General features: G+C 73.7%; 17 protein-coding genes. 14 read left to right on the plus strand and 3 right to left on the minus strand.

The features are described 5' to 3' along the window. Window positions 1-100: 100 nt before the first annotated feature. On the plus strand, window positions 101-1,663 hold the full coding sequence (locus AAH991_RS33550) for a M28 family metallopeptidase (protein ID WP_346229944.1): 1,563 nt from the start codon (window positions 101-103) through the stop codon (window positions 1,661-1,663). Between the two features lie 72 nt (window positions 1,664-1,735). On the opposite strand, the gene AAH991_RS33555 is transcribed toward AAH991_RS33550, so the two are convergent. Further along, window positions 1,736-2,407 (minus strand): lytic polysaccharide monooxygenase auxiliary activity family 9 protein, encoded by a 672-nt coding sequence (locus AAH991_RS33555; RefSeq protein WP_428834059.1) that lies wholly within the window; start codon window positions 2,405-2,407, stop codon window positions 1,736-1,738. A 189-nt stretch (window positions 2,408-2,596) separates the two neighbouring features. After that, on the minus strand, window positions 2,597-3,511 hold the full coding sequence (locus AAH991_RS33560) for a DMT family transporter (protein ID WP_346229945.1): 915 nt from the start codon (window positions 3,509-3,511) through the stop codon (window positions 2,597-2,599). Between the two features lie 141 nt (window positions 3,512-3,652). On the opposite strand from AAH991_RS33560, the gene AAH991_RS33565 reads away from it, so the two are divergent. The 12 genes from AAH991_RS33565 to AAH991_RS33620 all read left to right on the plus strand — a co-directional run bounded on the left by AAH991_RS33565 (window position 3,653) and on the right by AAH991_RS33620 (window position 14,836). After that, window positions 3,653-4,246 carry a TetR/AcrR family transcriptional regulator gene (locus tag AAH991_RS33565; protein ID WP_346229946.1) on the plus strand — a complete coding sequence of 198 codons (594 nt, stop codon included), beginning with the start codon at window positions 3,653-3,655 and terminating at the stop codon, window positions 4,244-4,246. Beyond that, on the plus strand, window positions 4,243-5,394 hold the full coding sequence (locus AAH991_RS33570; protein ID WP_346229947.1) for an FAD-dependent monooxygenase: 1,152 nt from the start codon (window positions 4,243-4,245) through the stop codon (window positions 5,392-5,394). The genes AAH991_RS33565 and AAH991_RS33570 overlap by 4 nt, the downstream gene beginning before the upstream one ends. Before the next feature lie 83 nt (window positions 5,395-5,477). Then, window positions 5,478-6,809, plus strand: a complete 1,332-nt coding sequence (locus AAH991_RS33575; RefSeq protein WP_346229948.1) for an MSMEG_0569 family flavin-dependent oxidoreductase — start codon at window positions 5,478-5,480, stop codon at window positions 6,807-6,809. Between the two features lie 5 nt (window positions 6,810-6,814). Beyond that, the gene (locus AAH991_RS33580; RefSeq protein WP_346229949.1) at window positions 6,815-7,642 is read left to right on the plus strand and encodes an amidohydrolase family protein; all 828 of its coding nucleotides are present in this window, start codon (window positions 6,815-6,817) and stop codon (window positions 7,640-7,642) included. Window positions 7,643-7,668: 26 nt separating this feature from the next. Continuing rightward, window positions 7,669-8,184, plus strand: coding sequence for an MSMEG_0572/Sll0783 family nitrogen starvation response protein (locus AAH991_RS33585; RefSeq protein ID WP_346229950.1), 516 nt, complete (start codon window positions 7,669-7,671; stop codon window positions 8,182-8,184). A gap of 4 nt (window positions 8,185-8,188) precedes the next feature. Beyond that, the gene (locus AAH991_RS33590; protein ID WP_346229951.1) at window positions 8,189-9,253 is read left to right on the plus strand and encodes an MSMEG_0568 family radical SAM protein; all 1,065 of its coding nucleotides are present in this window, start codon (window positions 8,189-8,191) and stop codon (window positions 9,251-9,253) included. Window positions 9,254-9,260: 7 nt separating this feature from the next. Next, window positions 9,261-10,715 carry an MSMEG_0567/sll0787 family protein gene (locus tag AAH991_RS33595; protein ID WP_346229952.1) on the plus strand — a complete coding sequence of 485 codons (1,455 nt, stop codon included), beginning with the start codon at window positions 9,261-9,263 and terminating at the stop codon, window positions 10,713-10,715. After that, window positions 10,712-11,563: a carbon-nitrogen hydrolase family protein gene (locus tag AAH991_RS33600; protein ID WP_346229953.1), complete on the plus strand. Its 852-nt coding sequence runs from the start codon at window positions 10,712-10,714 to the stop codon at window positions 11,561-11,563. The genes AAH991_RS33595 and AAH991_RS33600 overlap by 4 nt, the downstream gene beginning before the upstream one ends. Then, window positions 11,560-12,396, plus strand: coding sequence for a carbon-nitrogen hydrolase family protein (locus AAH991_RS33605; protein WP_346229954.1), 837 nt, complete (start codon window positions 11,560-11,562; stop codon window positions 12,394-12,396). Before AAH991_RS33600 ends, AAH991_RS33605 begins: the two co-directional genes overlap by 4 nt. After that, entirely contained in the window at window positions 12,393-13,475 is a 1,083-nt protein-coding gene (locus AAH991_RS33610) for an MSMEG_0565 family glycosyltransferase (RefSeq protein ID WP_346229955.1), read from the plus strand. Before AAH991_RS33605 ends, AAH991_RS33610 begins: the two co-directional genes overlap by 4 nt. A gap of 9 nt (window positions 13,476-13,484) precedes the next feature. After that, on the plus strand, window positions 13,485-14,111 hold the full coding sequence (locus AAH991_RS33615; protein ID WP_346229956.1) for an HAD-IA family hydrolase: 627 nt from the start codon (window positions 13,485-13,487) through the stop codon (window positions 14,109-14,111). Then, window positions 14,111-14,836: a VOC family protein gene (locus tag AAH991_RS33620; protein ID WP_346229957.1), complete on the plus strand. Its 726-nt coding sequence runs from the start codon at window positions 14,111-14,113 to the stop codon at window positions 14,834-14,836. The genes AAH991_RS33615 and AAH991_RS33620 overlap by 1 nt, the downstream gene beginning before the upstream one ends. Before the next feature lie 3 nt (window positions 14,837-14,839). Here AAH991_RS33620 and AAH991_RS33625 read toward each other — a convergent pair whose 3' ends face one another. After that, on the minus strand, window positions 14,840-15,415 hold the full coding sequence (locus AAH991_RS33625; protein WP_346229958.1) for an NADPH-dependent FMN reductase: 576 nt from the start codon (window positions 15,413-15,415) through the stop codon (window positions 14,840-14,842). A gap of 287 nt (window positions 15,416-15,702) precedes the next feature. Here AAH991_RS33625 and AAH991_RS33630 point away from each other — a divergent pair, with 287 nt between their 5' ends. Continuing rightward, window positions 15,703-16,317 carry a hypothetical protein gene (locus AAH991_RS33630; protein WP_346229959.1) on the plus strand — a complete coding sequence of 205 codons (615 nt, stop codon included), beginning with the start codon at window positions 15,703-15,705 and terminating at the stop codon, window positions 16,315-16,317. Window positions 16,318-16,379 lie beyond the last annotated feature (62 nt).

A 16,379-nucleotide genomic window follows, 5' to 3' on the forward strand; every position in this document is an offset into this window, starting at 1 on the left:
CCCCGATCGGTCAATCCCGGTTAAGTTCCCGATCAGTGTCCATCGGGGGGCCTGTCAACTGGAACCGTTCGGACCGTCATTGGACCCGGAGGAGAGCCCAATGCGCGCCTCGCTCGGCATGCGGGCCGTCGTCGCCACCGCGGCGTCCGCCCTCGTGCTTCCCCTCCTGCCGGCCGCGCCGGCCAACGCCGACCCCGATCCGGCGCGAATCGCGCAGACCGTGGTCGCGTCCGCGGTGAAGAAGCACCTGCGCAAGCTGCAGGACATCGCGAACGCCAACGGCGGCACCCGCGCCGCCGGCACTCCCGGCTTCGTCGCCTCCCGCGACTACGTCGCCGGTGCGCTGAAGAAGGCCGGCTACACGGTGACCCTGCAGGAGTTCGACTTCCCGTTCTTCAAGGAGAACTCCACCGCGGTCCTGCAGCGGACCGCGCCCTCCGCCAAGACGTACGCGGCCACCCCGCCGGACGGCAGCACCGTCGGCGACTTCGCCACGATGACCTACTCCGGGTCGGGCGACGTGACGGCGGCCGTCCGGGGCGTCGACCTCGTGCTGCCGCCGGGAGCGGAGGCCAACACGTCGACCTCCGGCTGCGAGGCCGCCGACTTCGCCGGCTTCCCCGCCGGCGCGGTCGCGCTGGTGCAGCGCGGCACCTGCACCTTCCAGGTCAAGGCGGAGAACGCGCAGGCCGCCGGCGCCTCGGCCGTGATCATCATGAACGAGGGCCAGGCCGGCCGCACCGCCACCCTGCAGGGCACTTTGGGCGAGCCCACCGTGCACGTCCCCGTCGTGGGCGTGAGCTTCGCGGTCGGCGAGGAGCTGTCCGCGGCGGGCACGTCCGTGCGGGTGAAGACCGACACCACGAGCGAGATCCGCAAGACCCACAACGTGATCGCCGACTCCCGGTGGGGAGATCCGAACAAGGTGGTGCAGCTCGGGGCGCACCTGGACAGCGTGCTGGCGGGTCCCGGCATCAACGACAACGGCTCCGGCAGCGCCGCGATCCTTGAGGTCGCCACCACGCTCGGCAAGATCCCGACCAGGAACAAGCTGCGTTTCTCCTTCTGGAGCGCGGAGGAGCTGGGCCTGCTCGGCTCCGAGCACTACGTCGCGAGCCTGTCCCCCGCCGACCTGGCGAAGATCAGGGTGTACCTGAACTTCGACATGATCGGCTCCCCGAACTACGCCCTGAAGATCTACGACGGCGACGACTCCGACGCCACCGGCGCCGGCCCCGGTCCCGCGGGCTCCGACGAGATCGAGAAGCTCTTCGAGAAGTACTTCGACACGATCCGTCAGAGCCACAACGGCACCGACTTCGACGGCCGGTCGGACTACGGTCCCTTCATCGCGGCGGGCATCCCGTCCGGCGGCCTGTTCACCGGCGCGGAGGGCGTCAAGACGCCGCAGGAGCAGACGTTGTTCGGCGGCACCGCCGGCGAGGCGTACGACCCCTGCTACCACCAGGCCTGCGACACCATCGCCAACGTCAACGACAAGGCGCTCGCCCTGAACACCGGCGCGATCGCCACCGCCGCCGTGGTCTACGCCTTCAGCCGGGACCTGCCCGGCCCGGACAGCCGCACCACCGCGGCGGCCGCGCGCACCGCCGCCGCCCCGGCGGCCCACGCCGGTGGAGCGCACGGCGTGCCCGCCCAGTGAGCCGTACACGGTAGCCGCACACGCGGGCCCCGCCGGACGTGGAGCGTCCGGCGGGGCCCCGCCATGTGGCCGTCAGCCCGTGAAGTTCACGTCGCTGCAGAAGAAGAACGTCTGGTCCATGTGGGAGGCCTGCCAGATCGTGTAGACCACGGCCCGGCCGCTGCGGCCGGAGGTGCTGAGGTTGACCGAGTAGTACTGCCCGGGGGCGTACCTGCCGGTCTTAGTGAGCAGCTGAAGGTCGTTCCAGCCGACCGCCTGGCGGGTCGGGTCGAAGCCCTGCCTGGTGACGTAGACGAGCAGGTAGTCGGCGCCGTGCCCGGCCTGGTCCCACAGCTTGATCGTGAAGTTGTTGCGGACGTCCGTCGCCTTCCACGCGCCGGGGACGTCCATGGCGTTGTACCGGCCGTTCTCCGCGTGGCCGCCGCTGCACAGCTGGCCGTTCGGGATCGAGGTCTGGAAGTTGCCGCCGAGGTTCATGCGGTAGAGGCCGTTCCAGTTCCACATGGCGGTGGTGTCGGCCTGCCACGCCTGCCAGCACATCGGGTCCTGCTGGGCCATGGACGGGTTCTGGAAGTCGCTGCCCCAGCGCTGCCAGCAGCCGTAGTTGCGGGAGGCCGGGTCCACGATCGACCCGTGGGCGGAGGCCACGCCCGCCCAGGTGACCAGGCAGGTGATCGACGCGGTCAGCAGGGCCGTGAGGCGCAGGGCCCAGCGGCGGATCCGGGAATGTGAATGCGCGTGCACTGTTGGGTCTCCATCTTCCGGTGGGGGGTTCCGGGCCAGATGGGGAGCGCTCCCTGACGCGCGATGCTAGTTCACCGCTTTTTGTTTGACTACTCGACCAACTACGGTCAAGGCTCCAACGTCTCCGACCTCGCGTTTCACCGCGACGGCCAAGGGGAGCATCGTGCACGTTTCATCCCGCGATGCCGGTCACCTCCTGGCGGGAGGGGCGTTCTGCCCCTGCTCCGACTTCGCCAGGAACGGCGAGCGGCCGAGGATGACGATGCCCGCCACGAGCGCCACCAGACCGCCGACCGCGCCCGCGAGGGCCGGCGGATCGACGTGCAGCCGCTCGCCGAAGATCGCCACTCCCAGGACGATGCCGATGATCGGCTCGGTCGCGGTGGTGGCGGGCAGCGAGATCCGCAGCGGCGCGGCGTCGAAGGCGCTCTGGTTCAGCAGGATGCCGGTCGCGGCGATCACGGGCAGCAGGTAGGGCTGCCAGGAGGTGAACAGCGCGGCCGGTCCCCGCGCCAGGGTCAGCAGGGACCCGCGGGTCAGCGCGTCCTGAAGGCCGTACAACGCCCCCGCCGCCCCGGCGAGCAGCATCGCCTTGGCCTGCAGCGGCATCCGCAGCGCCACCGCGACCATGCCCGCACCCACGCCCGCCACGATGAGCACCGCGGCCCAGAGCATGGTGTCCGACGCCGGCATCCCGCCGCCATGGGGACGCCCGGCCAGGAGGAAGACGGCGACGCCGCCGCTGACCAGCACCGCCCCCACCCACTCCGCGGCCCCCAGGCGCTCCTGGTAGATCAGGGCCGCCGAGGCGAGGGCGAAGATGAGGTTGGTCGCCAGGAGCGGCTCCACGGAGGCCACGTCGGCGCCCCGCAGGGCCAGCCCGCCGAGCACCTGCCCGCCGACCATCGCGGCGATCCCGGCGAGCCAGATCGGCTTGCGCGCCAGGTCGAACAGCAGCCGGACGTGCAGCATCTCGCCCAGCGGCTCGGTGTAGGCGACGTGCTGCTGTGCGACCCAGCCCAGCCCGAGGAACGCCGCGGCCGCGAGGCCGAGAACCACCGTGACGATCACGGCGCCGGTGCCCTCGGCATCATGATCGGTCACTCCCCTCGACGCCCGGGTCCGCCATACGTATCCGGCCATCCCCAGTGACAGCGACCTCATGTCCCGGATATGCTTTTTGGGCAGTCGTCCAAGGCGTCCGCCCAGGGCGGTCGTACGAAATCTGAAGGGAGCACGTGAGAGATGGCGGAGGCGTCCGCGGACCGGGGCAGGACCACGCGGCAGCGGTTGCTCGCCGCGGCGGCGGCCCTGATCGCCGAGGTCGGCTGGGGTGGCGTCAGCACGCGGATGGTGGCCGAGCGGGCCGGCGTCGCCCCCGGGGTCGTGCACTATCACTTCGCGTCCCTGACCGACCTGCTGATCGCGGCCTCGACGGGCGCCGCGCGCGGGATGCTGGAGGAGCTGACCGGGCGGCTGACGGAGCAGCCCGGCCCCGAGGCCGGTGTCGAGTGGCTGCTGGGCGAGCTGTCGCGGTACACGGGAACCGATCCGGCCTCGCTGCTGATCGTGGAGATGTACCTCGCGGCCGCCCGGCTGCCCGATCTCCGGGAGCAGTTGCAGGAGATCGTCGCCGTCTCCCGCGCCCGCATCGCCGCCTGGCTGCGCGGCAGAGGACACGCGGGCGACGCCGAGGCGGCCGCCGCGGTCCTCGTCGCGGCGGTGGACGGCCTGATGCTCCACCGCGGCCTCGACCCCGCTCTCGACCTCACCGCTCTGGCCGGGCCGCTGCGGGCCATGGTGCGCACCGGCGGACACGAGAAGGGATCAAGCGCATGAGAGCGATCATCTGCGGTGCCGGGATAGCCGGGACCGCCCTGGCATGGCACCTGGAACGCGCGGGCTGGGACGTCGAACTGGCCGAGCGCGCCCCGGCGTTCCGCGAGGGCGGATACATGATCGACTTCTACGGCCCCGGACTCGAGGCGGCCGGCCGGATGGGCCTGCGCCCCCGGCTGGAGGAGGTCCGCCACCCGGTGCACGAGATCGGCTACGTCGACGGTGCCGGGCGCCAGACCAGCCGCCTCGCCGTCGAGGCGGGGTACGCCGACGTGGTCAGCCTGCTGCGGGGCGACCTCGCCCGCGTGCTCGCCGAGCAGGTGCGCGCGCCGGTCCGGTACGGCACGACGGTCGCGGCCGTCGGCCAGGGTGACGAAGGCGTCCGCGTCGAGCTCACCGACGGCAGCCGCCACGAGGTGGACCTGCTGGTCGGCGCCGACGGCGTGCACTCACGGGTCAGGGAGCTGGTCTTCGGTCCCGAGGACCGCTTCATCCGCTACCTCGGCCATCACGTGGCCGCGTACGTGGTCGAGGACGAGGAGCTCAGCCGGCGGGTGGGCGCGCGCTACCGGATGCTGACCGTGCCGGGTCTCATGGCCGGAGCCTACGCGGTGGGCGGGGACCGGCTCGCCCTGCTGTTCCTGCGCCGCGAGCCCGATCCCGCCGTCCCCGCCGACCCGGCCGGCTCGCTGCGCCGCCACTTCGGCGGCCTCGGCTGGATCCTGCCCGAGGTGCTGGACAGATGCCCGCAGCCGCCCGAGCTCTACTACGACCAGGTGACGCAGGTCGAGGCCCCACACTGGAGCAGCGGCCGGGTGGTCCTGCTCGGCGACGCCTGTCAGGCGGTCTCCCTGTTCGCCGGGCACGGCGCGTCCCTCGCGATCGCCGCGGCATGGGTGCTCGCCGGCGAGCTCCGCGCGGCCTCCTCGGGCGACCTGTCCCCCGCCCTCGACCGGTACGCCGAACGCATGCGGCCGGTCGTCGCCGACGTCCAGTCGTTCGGCCGGCGGTTCCTCCCCTGGATGGCGCCGTCCAGCCGCCTGCGCATCACGGCCCGCGACTGGCTGCTGCGGCTGGCCTCCCTCCCCGGAGCCGACCGGCTGTTCCTGAACTCCCTGAGCCCCGGCGGCCACCGCCTCATCACCTGACGGACCGCGGGGTGACGCACCGGTAACGGCCATTTATTCCGGATGCCGCGGTCCGGAAACCCCGCCGGACTGAAGTGGCCGTCATGGAATCGGTGGCGGAAATCAGCACACCGCGGATCGCCGGGGCGCACTATCCCGTCGCGGTCGTCGGAGGCGGCCAGGCCGGGCTGTCGGTCAGCCACTGCCTGAGCCGGCGCGGCATCGAGCACGTCGTCGTCGAGGCGGAGCGAGTCGGCCACGAGTGGCGCGAGCGCCGCTGGGACTCCTTCTGCCTGGTGACCCCCAACTGGCAGTGCGACCTGCCGGGCTTCCCCTACCGCGGGCCCGACCCCGACGGTTTCATGGTCCGCGAGGAGATCGTCCGCTACCTGGAGGACTACGCCGCCTCCTTCGGGCCCCCGCTCGCCGAGGGCGTGCGCGTCACCCGCTTACGCAGGGCCGCGAGCGGGACGTTCGAACTCGTGACCACCGCCGGGGACCTCACCGCCGACCAGGTCGTGGTGGCCACCGGCCCCTACCACGCGGCGTCCGTCCCCCGGCTGGCCGAACGACTGCCCGCGGGGATCACGCAGATCCACTCCTCGCGGTACCGCCGTCCCGCGCGGCTTCCCCGGGGCGCGGTCCTCGTGATCGGCACCGGGCAGTCGGGCTGCCAGATCGCCGAGGATCTGCATCTGGCCGGGCGCCAGGTCCACCTCGCCGTCGGGAGCGCGCCCCGGGTCGCCCGTTTCTACCGGGGCAGGGACTGCGTGGCGTGGCTGCACGACATGGGCCACTACGCCAAAAGCATCGACGAGTTCGACGACGCGGACGCCGTACGCCTGCGGGCCAACCACTACGTCACCGGGCGCGATGGCGGGCGCGACATCGACCTGCGGGCCTTCGCCCGCGACGGGATGCGCCTGTACGGCCGGCTGACCGGCGCGACCGGCACGACGCTGGAGTTCGCGGGCGACCTCAAGGACAACCTCGACCGGGCCGACGCCGTGGCCGAGGGGATCAAGGACGCCATCGACGCGTACATCGCCACGCGCGGCGTCGACGCCCCCGCCGAGCCCCGCTACGTGCCGGTCTGGGAACCGGGCGAGCCGGTACGCGCCCTCGACCTGGCGGCGGCCGGGATCACCTCGGTCGTCTGGGCGACCGGGTTCACCCGCGACCACCGCTGGATCGAGATCCCCGCCTTCGACGGCCGGGGCTATCCGATGCACTGGCGCGGCGTCACGAGCTGTCCCGGGCTCTACTTCCTCGGGCTGCCCTGGCAGCACACCTGGGGCTCCGGCCGGTTCGAGGCGGTGGGCCGGGACGCCGAGTTCCTGGCCGGCCACATCGAGGCATCCCGGCGGCTCGCCGACGTCTGCGGCGCGCTGACCGGCACGCCCGCCGAACTGTCCCCCGCACTCCCGGTCGGGTGAGTCCCATGGTCCGCGACATGGTCTTCGACGCGCACCGCCACATCGGCGTGCTGCCCGCGCATCCCTTCTACGGCGGCCCCGCGGTGAACCCCGACGTCACCGCGCGGGCCACGGTCAAGCAACTGATCGCCGACCTCGACGCGGAGGGCACCGAGCGTGCGCTGGTGCTGCCCAACTACGGCGTGCCCGACCCGGCGGTCGCCTTCGCCCTCAACGATCTCGTGCTGGAGGCCGCGCAGGCCGACGACCGGATCCGCGCCGGGCTGTGGGTCTCGCCGCTGCCCCGCGACGAGGAACGCACCGCCCGCGCCCTCGGCCTGGCGGGCGAGCGGGGCGTGCGGGCGCTGAAGCTGAGCTTCCTGCTCGGCGGGCGCCCCGCCGACCCCGCCTGCCGTCCGGGGCTCGACCGGATCTTCGCGGCGGCCGAACGCCACGGCCTGGTCGTCCACGTCCACACCTCCCCCGGCGCCGCCTCGGACGTCGACGAGGTCGGGCACCTGGTCGAGTGGTACGCCGACCGCGTGCCGGTGCACCTCGTGCACTTCGGCGGCGGGATGAGCGGCCACATCAAGCTGGCCGGTTCCCGGTTCTTCGACTGGATCGCGGCCGGCAAGCGCGTCTACACCGATCTGTCCTGGGCCATCGGCTTCGCACCCTACTGGCTGGCCCGGGAGATCGAGCGGCGCGGCCTCGGCCACGACCGCGTGCTGTTCGCCAGCGACCAGCCGTGGGGCGACTTCGCGGGCGAGCACGCCCGGATGCACGCCGCGGCCGGGGACGGCGAGCTGGGCGCGCTCGTCTTCCACGACACCTTCGCCTCCCTCTACGACTGACCCACCTCTACCCGAAGGAGCAGCAGATGTCCGTCGACATGACCGACCTCGAGAAGAAGAGCATCGAGGAGATCCCCCACCCGTCCCTGCCCGAGGGCTCCAGCATCTACGGCAGCACCAAGGTGTTCCCCGACTACAAGGCCGAGAACGGCGAGTCGTACTTCACGCTCGTCCACGGCATCGCGCACGAGTCGTCGGTCAGTTTCGTGGCCGTGCTGCAGGCCACCCGGGCGCTGCGCAAGGGCTTCGAGACCGCCATCTACTTCTACGGCCCGGGCTCGCTGAACTGCCTGGCCACCCGCGGCTTCCCGACGACCGGCAACTCGGCGTTCCCGGGCGAGCACAACATCAACAACCAGCTCAAGACGTTCATCGCCGAGGGCGGGAAGGTCTACTGCTGCCGCTTCGGCCTGTCCCTGCACGGCGCCCGCGAGGAGGACCTCATCGAGGGCGTGATCCCGACGCATCCGCTGGACGTGCAGGACGCCCTGATCCACTACGCCCGCAAGGGCGCCGTCATCAACTCCACCTACCAGCTGTAGTGCCGTGACCGTCGATCTGCGGATCATGACCCGCGCCGAGCTGGCCCTGCGCGGCGTGGCCTTCGACACGCCCGTACGGCGGCCGGACGGCGCGGGGCCCAGCGGCGACGGCCACGTCCTCGTCGACGGCGCCGGCGCGGCCCTGCCCGTCGCCCCGGACAGCCCTTACACCGTGCGCGACGGCACGGTCTGGCTCGGCGACCAGGACACCGGCGTCTCCCTCGTCCCCGTGCGGCGGCCGAGGTTCTACGACCTGACCACCGCCGACGGCGTGCCCTACGAGAAGATCGCCCGCCTGCACGGCGCGGACGTGCTCGCCACGACCGTCGTCCAGACATGCGTCCGGTACGGCGAGGCCGACCGCTGCCGTTTCTGCACCATCGAGGAGTCGCTGCGGTCGGGCGCCACGGTGGCCGCCAAGACGCCCGCCCAGCTCGCCGAGGTGGCGGAGGCGGCGGTGCGGCTCGACGGCGTTCGGCAGATGGTGATGACCACCGGAACGACCACCGGGCCCGATCGCGGCGCGCGCACCCTGGCGCGGTGCGTGCGCGCCGTGCTGGACGCCGTGCCGCACCTGCCGATCCAGGTGCAGTGCGAACCGCCGGGCGACCTGGCCTGGATCGGCGCGCTGCGCGAGGCCGGGGCCACCGCGATCGGCATCCACGTGGAGTCGCTGGACGAGGAGGTCCGGCGGCGCTGGATGCCGGGCAAGTCGTCGGTGCCGCTGGTCGAGTACGAGGCCGCGTGGGACGAGGCGGTCCGGGTGTTCGGGCGCAACCGCGTCTCGACGTACCTGCTGGTGGGGCTGGGCGAGGACCCCGACGAGCTGATCGCGGGCGCGGGCCGGCTCATCGGGCGCGGCGTCTACCCCTTCGTGGTCCCGTTCCGCCCGATGCGGGGCACGCTCGCCGCCCGCGACGGGATCGGGCCTCCCGGCGCCGGCCTGCTGACGTACGTCACCGAGGGCGTGGCGGCGCTGCTGCGCGCGGCCGGCATGCGCGGCGCGGACCAGGGGGCGGGCTGCGCGGCCTGCGGCGCGTGCGGCGTGCTGAGCGCGGCGGGCGGGTGAGGCGCCGATGTACCTCGACGGGAACCCGCGGGCAGCGGCATCGGCCGATCCGCCCGACATCCTCGCGCTGCTCGGCGACCACAGCACGCTGGCCCGGCGGCCCGGCCTCCGGATCGAGCAGGCCGCGGACGCCGCGGCCCTGCGCGCCTACCGGCGGCTGCGGCACGAGGCGTTCGTCCGGGAGCAGGGGCTGTTCGACGGGCACGACCTCGACGACAGGGACGACGATCCGCGCACGGTCACGCTGGTGGCGAGGGACCCGGCGGGCACGGTCGTCGGCGGCGTGCGCCTCGGGCCCGCCTGCGACGGCCCCGACATCGGCTGGTGGACGGGCGGGCGTCTCGTGGTGGCGCCCGCCGCGCGCGGCGCCGGCGGCGCCGGCGCGGCGCTGGTGCGGGCCGCGTGCGCCCGCGCCGAGGCGGAGGGGGTGCTGCGGTTCGAGGCGACGGTGCGGGCCGGGGCCGAGACGTTCTTCCGCCGCCTGGGCTGGACGCGGGTGCGGCCGGTGACGGTCTCGGGCGCGCCCCACGTGCTGATGCGCCACCCGATCGGCCGGATCGCGGCCCAGGCCGCGGCGGCGAAGTCGGCGCTCGGCCCGCTGCTCGCCGCCCTCGCCGGGCGGGATCCGCACGCCCTCGGCGGCCCGGGCTTCACCGGCGACGACGCGGCGCCGGTGCCCGGCGGCGATGTCGTCGCCGCCTGCGACGCGATCGTGCCGTCCATGGTCGAACGCGACCCGGAGTGGGCCGGCTGGTGCTCCGTCCTGGTCAACCTCAACGACCTGGCCGCGATGGGCGCCGCCCCGGCGGGGCTGCTCGACGCGCTCGCCGCCCCCGACGCCGCGCACGCCGCCCGGGTGCTGGACGGCCTCGCGCGGGCCGCCCGCGCGTACAACGTGCCGGTGCTGGGCGGGCACACGCAGCTCGGGGTGCCGGCCGCGCTGTCGGTGACGGCGCTCGGCCGCGCCGCGCGTCCCGTGCCGGGCGGCGGCGGGCGCCCCGGTCATGCCGTGCGCCTCACGGCGGACCTCGGCGGCGGCTGGCGGGCCGGATACCGGGGCCGCCAATGGGACTCGACCACCTCCCGCCGTACGGACGAGCTGCGCGCGATGCTCGGCGCGGTCGCGGCCGGCGCGCCCGCCGCCGCCAAGGACGTGTCGATGGCCGGGATCGCCGGCACGCTCGGCATGCTGGCCGAGGCGAGCGGCTGCGCGGCCGTGCTGGACGTGGCCGCGGTGCCGCGCCCGGCCGCCGCCGCCGCCATGGGCGACTGGCTCACCTGCTTCCCCGGCTTCGCGATGCTCACGGCGGACGAGCCGGGCGCGCCGGCGCCTCCGGCGGGACCGGCCGCCTCGGCGGTGTGCGGGGAGCTGACCACCGGCCGGGGCGTCTCGCTGCGCTGGCCCGACGGACAGGTCACGGAGGCCGTCGCCGGCCCGGTGACCGGATTGGGGACCGCGTGAGCGCCCTGCGCATGGCGGCGGTGTCCGCCGGGTTCGGCCGCGACCTCGAGGAGGACTTCGCGATCGCCGAACGCCTCATCAAGGAGGCCCGCAACGAGGACGTGCGGCTTCTCGCGCTGCCCGAGGCGTGCCTCGGCGGTTACCTGCTCAGCCTCGACGGCGACGCGGCGGACGCCGGGCCGCCCCCGCTCGCCGTGGACGGTCCCGAGATCCGGCGGCTGGCCGCGCTGGCCGGCGACATGGTCGTGGTCGCGGGCTACTGCGAGGACGGCGGCGACGCCCGTTACAACAGCGTGGTGTGCGTCAGCGGCGACGGCGTGCTGGGCAACCACCGCAAGGTCCACCAGCCGCTCGGCGAGAACGCCAGCTACGCCTCGGGCGACGGCTTCCACGCCTTCGACACGCCCGTCGGCAGGATCGGCATGATGATCTGCTACGACAAGGCGTTCCCGGAGTCCGCCCGTGCGCTGGCCCTCGACGGCGCGCAGATCGGAGTGTGCGTGTCGGCCTGGCCGGGCTCGCGGACGAACGCGGCGCGGGACCTGGAGCGTGACCGCTGGAAGCGGCGCTTCGACCTGTTCGACCGGGCCCGGGCGCTGGAAAACCAGATCGTGTGGCTGTCGGCCAACCAGGCGGGCACGTTCGGGTCGCTGCGCTTCGTCGGCAGCGCGAAGGTCGTGGACCCCGGTGGCGAGATCGTCTCGGCGACGGGTGTCGGGCCCGGCACGGCGGTCGCCGAGGTCGACGTGCCGCGGGCGCTGGAGACCGCGCGCCGGTCGATGGGCCACCTGCGCGACCGCCGTCCGGAGACCTACGGGGCGGCGGGGCAGGCGGGGCACGCGGGGTGAGCGTCCTGCGGATCGCCGCGGCGGCCGCCCACTTCGGCCGCGATCTCGCCTTCGACCTGGCCCGCATCGCCAAGGTGATCGGCGATGCCCGCGCCGCGGGCGCCCGGCTGCTCGTGCTGCCCGACGCCGCGCTCGGCGGCTACCTCGCCGACCTGCGCCGGCCGGACCCCGACGCGCTGCCGCCCGCGCTGAAGCCGGACGACCCGGTGATCGCGCGGGTGGCGGCGCTGGCCGCCGAGATGGTGGTGTGCGTCGGCTTCTGCGAGGACGGCGGCGACGTCCGGTACAACGCGGCCGTGTGCGTCAGCGGCGACGGCGTGCTCGGCCTGCACCGCAAGGTGCACCTGCCCGCGGGCGAGACCGCGGCCTACGGTCCGGGCGACCGGTTCGACGCCTTCGACACCCCGGCCGGGCGGCTCGGCATGCTGATCGACTACGACAAGACCTTCCCGGAGTCGGCCCGCAGCCTCGCGCTCGACGGCGCGCAGATCCTGGCGTGCCTGTCGGCGTGGCCCGCCAGCGTCACCAACCGCGCGCCCCGGATGGCCCAGGACCGGCAGTCGCGGCTCTTCGACCTGTACGACCAGGCGCGGGCCGCGGAGAACCAGGTCGTGCTCGCCTCCTCCAACCAGACCGGCGTGATGGGCGGCATGCGTTTCCTGGGCCAGGCCAAGGTCGTCGGGCCGGGCGGGGACGTGCTCGCCCGCACCTGGTCGAAGGCCGGGCTGGCCGTGGCCGAGCTCGACGTCGCCGCCGAGATCGACCGCGCCCGGCGGATCCTGCGTCACCTCGACGAGCGCAGGCCCGACGTCTACCGGGAGGCGCGCGGGTGAGGATCGCGCTGCTCAGCTACTCGACCAGGCCCCGCGGCGGGGTCGTGCACACCCTCGCCCTCGCCGAGGCGCTCGCGGCGGCGGGACAGCACGTGACGGTGTGGACGCTCGGCCGGGGCGGCGATTCGGGGTTCTTCCGCCCGGTCGCCCCGGCCGTGCGGCTGTGCGTCGTGCCGTTCCCCGACATTCCCGGGGAGGGCGTCGGCCCGCGCGTGCTGCGGTCGATCGCGGTGCTGCGCAGGGCGTTCGCCCCGGAGGCGGCGTCCTACGACGTCGTCCACGCCCAGGACTGCATCAGCGCCAACGCGGCCGGCCGGTGCGTGCGGACCGTCCACCACGTCGACCACTTCACCACGCCCGAGCTGGCCGCCTGCCACGAGCGCGCCATCGTGACGCCGTACGCGCACGTCTGCGTGTCGGAGGCGGTGGCGGCCGAGCTCGCGGCCGGGTGGGGCATCACGGCGGCGGTGATCCCCAACGGCGTCGCGTACGAGCGCTTCGCGTCCGCTGATCCGGTCGCCACCGGGATGTGGCGCAGGCGGCTCGGGTCGTACGTCCTGACGGTCGGCGGCATCGAGCCGCGCAAGGGCTCGCTCGACCTGCTGGAGGCGTACGCGCTGCTGCGGGAGGCACGGCCGGACGTCCGGCTGGTGATCGCCGGGGGTGAGACGCTCTTCGACTACCGGGACTATCGGGCGCGGTGGGAGGCCAGGGCGGCGGAGCTGGGCGTCGAGCCGGCGGTGCTCGGCCCTGTCTCCGACGCGGACCTGCCGCCGCTCGTGACGGGCGCGGGCGCCTTCGCGTTCCCGTCGGTCAAGGAGGGCTTCGGGCTCGCCGCGATGGAGGCCCTGGCGGCGGGCGTCCCCCTGGTGGTGCGCGATCTGCCCGTCCTGCGTGAGGTCTTCGGCTCCGCCGCGCGCTTCGCCGCCACTCCCGGGGCCCTCGCCGCCGAGCTCGCCCACGCCCTCGGCCACACCGATCCCGGCAGGCGGGCGGCGGGGCGGGAGCTCGCCGCGCGCCACACCTGGACGGCCGCCGCCGAACGGCACATCGCGCTGTACGAGACGCTCGGGCCGTAGGCTCGGAACGTGGCGATCAGACCCTTCGACGCGGTGCTGTGCGACTTCGACGGTGTCGTGAAATTCCAGGATCTTGAGCAGCAGGCGGAGGTCGAGCGGGCGTACGGGGTGGAGCCGGGAACGGTGGCGCGGGTGACCGGCGGGTCCGCGCTGGTGGTCCCGGCCCTGACCGGGCTGGTGACCCGCGAGGAGTGGCTGGCGTCGGCCGTTCCCGTCCTCGCCGAGCTGGTCGGCTCGTCCGCGCGGGCGAGCGCGCTGACCGCCGACTGGCTGGCGGCCCGCACGTGGGCGGACGAGGAGGTGCTCGCGCTGCTCAGGCGGGCCCGCGCCCGCGTCCCCGTCGTGCTCGTCAGCAACGCCACCTCGGAGCTGGCCGCCCACCTGCGTGAGCTGGAGCTGCACGACGCCTTCGACCACGTCGTCAGCAGCTACGACGTGGGGGTGGCCAAGCCCGACCCGCGGATCTTCGAGATCGCCGCGGGCCGCGCCGGCGTCCCCGCCCGGCGCTGCCTGTTCGTCGACGACCTGGCCGAGAACGTCGGCGCGGCGAGGGTGCTCGGCATGACCGGGGTCGTCTACCGCGCCCCGGCGGACCTGGCGGCGGCGCTGCTCCCACTGCTCGGCGAGGCTCCCTGATGGCGGTGCGCCGGGTGCTGGCCTTCATCGACAGGCCCCGGGAGCGGTTCGGGGAAGCCGCCGCGTTCTGGACGGCCGTGACCGGCACGCGCCTGTCGCCGCGGCGGGGCGACTGCGGGGAGTTCGCCACGCTGCTGCCGGAGACCGGTGACGCGTGCGTGAAGATCCAGGCGGTGGGCGACGGGGGCGGCGCCCACCTCGATCTGGAGGTGGACGACGTCCGCGCCGCGACGACCCGGGCCGTGGCGCTCGGCGCCGCCGTCGCCGGCGACCACGGCGACTGGGCCGTGCTGCGCTCCCCGGAGGGCAGGGCGTTCTGTCTCGTCCCCGGAGAGGGGACGACGCGGCGGCCGCCCGTCTTCGCCGGAACCCGCCTCGACCAGGTCTGCCTCGACATCGCCCCCGGCGCGTACGAGGAGGAGGTGGCCTTCTGGGCGGCGCTGACCGGGTGGCCGCCGCGCCGGGGGTCGCTGCCCGAGTTCACGGTGCTGGCGATGCCGGGGATGCCGGTGCGGATCCTCCTGCAGCGGCTCGGCGAGGGGCCCGGCCGGTCCGCCCACGTCGACCTGGCCTGCGCCGACCCCGACACCGCCCGCGTACGGCACGAGCGGCACGGCGCGGTGCTCGTGGCGCGGGGGCGGCACTGGCTCGTCATGCGCGACCCGGTGGGCGGCGTCTACTGCCTCACGCGCCGGGACCCGGTGACCGGCTCGCTGCCGGGGTGACGATCAGGCGGCGGGGCGCAGGTGCCGCAGCGCGGCCGACAGCCGCTCCAGCTCGGCCACCATCGTGTCCGCCGCCCCGTTCATGACGTCGTTGGGCCGCAGGCGGCCCTCCTCGTCGAGGAGCTGGGCGACGAAGGGGATCGAGACCGCGTCGAACACCGGCACCATCTTCAGCGTGGTGACGACCTGCTTGAGCATCTGCACGGCCCGCGTGCCCGCGGACACGCCGCCGTAGCTGACGAACCCGGCCGGCTTGTACTGCCACTCGTGGTGCAGGTAGTCGAGGGCGTTCTTGAGAACGGCGTTGAAGCCGTAGTTGTACTCCGGCGTGACGAACACGAACGCGTCGCCGCGTTCGACGGTCGCGCTCCATTCTTTGGTGTGCTGGTGGACGTACTGCCGGAGCCGGGGGTGGTTCGGCTCGTCCAGGAACGGCAGGTTCACCTCCGCCAGGTCGACGAGCTCGACCTCGAAGGCGTCCTGGGCGGCCGCGCGGTCGCGGAACCACTCCGCCACCGGTAGCCCGACCCGCCCGGGACGCGTGCTGGCGATGATGATCTGCAGAACTGGCTTAGCCACAATTCCCCCAAACAGCTAATAAGCGGACAGAACCCACCTAACGGTACGCTCTGATCGGCAGGGAACACCGATCGGGGCGCGCCGATTCCCAAGGCGGCCCCGTCCTCTGCGGCCACGCCGCGGAGCCCCAGGAGGAGAGCCCACCGCGATACTCCCCCTGTCGTAGAGCTCCTGCCCGCTACGACCGGCGAGGTAGCCGAGACAGTCGTCCCTGGGCCGACGACGGCGGGGAGTCCGTCGCGCGAGCATTGCCGCTGATCGATCCTCTTCGAAAGGACGAAGCGACGATGCTGTTCGTTGAGCTGCTGGTGCCCCGGGGTGTCTTCGATGAGCAACAGCGCCGAAGCCTCGCCGGGCGGCTGACCGCACGGCGCCTGTTGTCGGCCGCGCGGGGAGAGACGATGGCTGCCGATCCTGGCGTGATCGACCTGTTCGACTCGCTCACCCACACGGTGGTGCGCGAGGAGGAGATATGGAGCGTCGGCGGGCGGCTGCTCGACCCCTCGCAGGGCCCCTGGTACGTGGTGAACGTGATCGTCGGGATGTGGGGGAAGGAGATGAGCGAGCACCTCGTCTCACGCGTCACCGCGGAACTGGCGGAGGCGGAAGGAAATCCCGAGCCGCGGGCCGTGGTGCACGTGATCAGCCTTGCCCAGGGCGGTTACGGGCTGCGCGGGCGGGCCCAGCACTCCTCCGACGTCCTGCGACTGATCGAGCAGGCCAAGACCAGCCCTGCGGCTCCGGTCGCCGCCGACGTGATCGTCGATCCGGTCTGCGGCGCGGCCGTCCCGCTCACGGACGCTGTCATCCTGGAGCGCGGCGGGAAGACCTATGGCTTCTGCTGCACCCACTGCCGCGGGCACTTCGTCAAGCAGTCGACCGACGCCGCGGCGTCCTCATGACGCTCTTCGAGGTGGCCCTCGGCCACGCCGGGTTGTGTGCCCGGGAAGGCCGATGGGCGTGC

The organism is Microbispora sp. ZYX-F-249, assembly GCF_039649665.1.
Taxonomy (GTDB): domain Bacteria; phylum Actinomycetota; class Actinomycetes; order Streptosporangiales; family Streptosporangiaceae; genus Microbispora; species Microbispora maris.

Excerpts from the sequence above, each read along its gene's own strand:
- AAH991_RS33550 (WP_346229944.1), top strand. The coding sequence starts at position 101 with ATGCGCGCCTCGCTCGGCATGCGGGCCGTCGTCGCCACCGCGGCGTCC.
- AAH991_RS33565 (WP_346229946.1), top strand. The coding sequence starts at position 3,653 with ATGGCGGAGGCGTCCGCGGACCGGGGCAGGACCACGCGGCAGCGGTTG.
- AAH991_RS33570 (WP_346229947.1), top strand. The coding sequence starts at position 4,243 with ATGAGAGCGATCATCTGCGGTGCCGGGATAGCCGGGACCGCCCTGGCA.
- AAH991_RS33575 (WP_346229948.1), top strand. The coding sequence starts at position 5,478 with ATGGAATCGGTGGCGGAAATCAGCACACCGCGGATCGCCGGGGCGCAC.
- AAH991_RS33580 (WP_346229949.1), top strand. The coding sequence starts at position 6,815 with ATGGTCCGCGACATGGTCTTCGACGCGCACCGCCACATCGGCGTGCTG.
- AAH991_RS33585 (WP_346229950.1), top strand. The coding sequence starts at position 7,669 with ATGTCCGTCGACATGACCGACCTCGAGAAGAAGAGCATCGAGGAGATC.
- AAH991_RS33595 (WP_346229952.1), top strand. The coding sequence starts at position 9,261 with ATGTACCTCGACGGGAACCCGCGGGCAGCGGCATCGGCCGATCCGCCC.
- AAH991_RS33620 (WP_346229957.1), top strand. The coding sequence starts at position 14,111 with ATGGCGGTGCGCCGGGTGCTGGCCTTCATCGACAGGCCCCGGGAGCGG.
- AAH991_RS33630 (WP_346229959.1), top strand. The coding sequence starts at position 15,703 with ATGCTGTTCGTTGAGCTGCTGGTGCCCCGGGGTGTCTTCGATGAGCAA.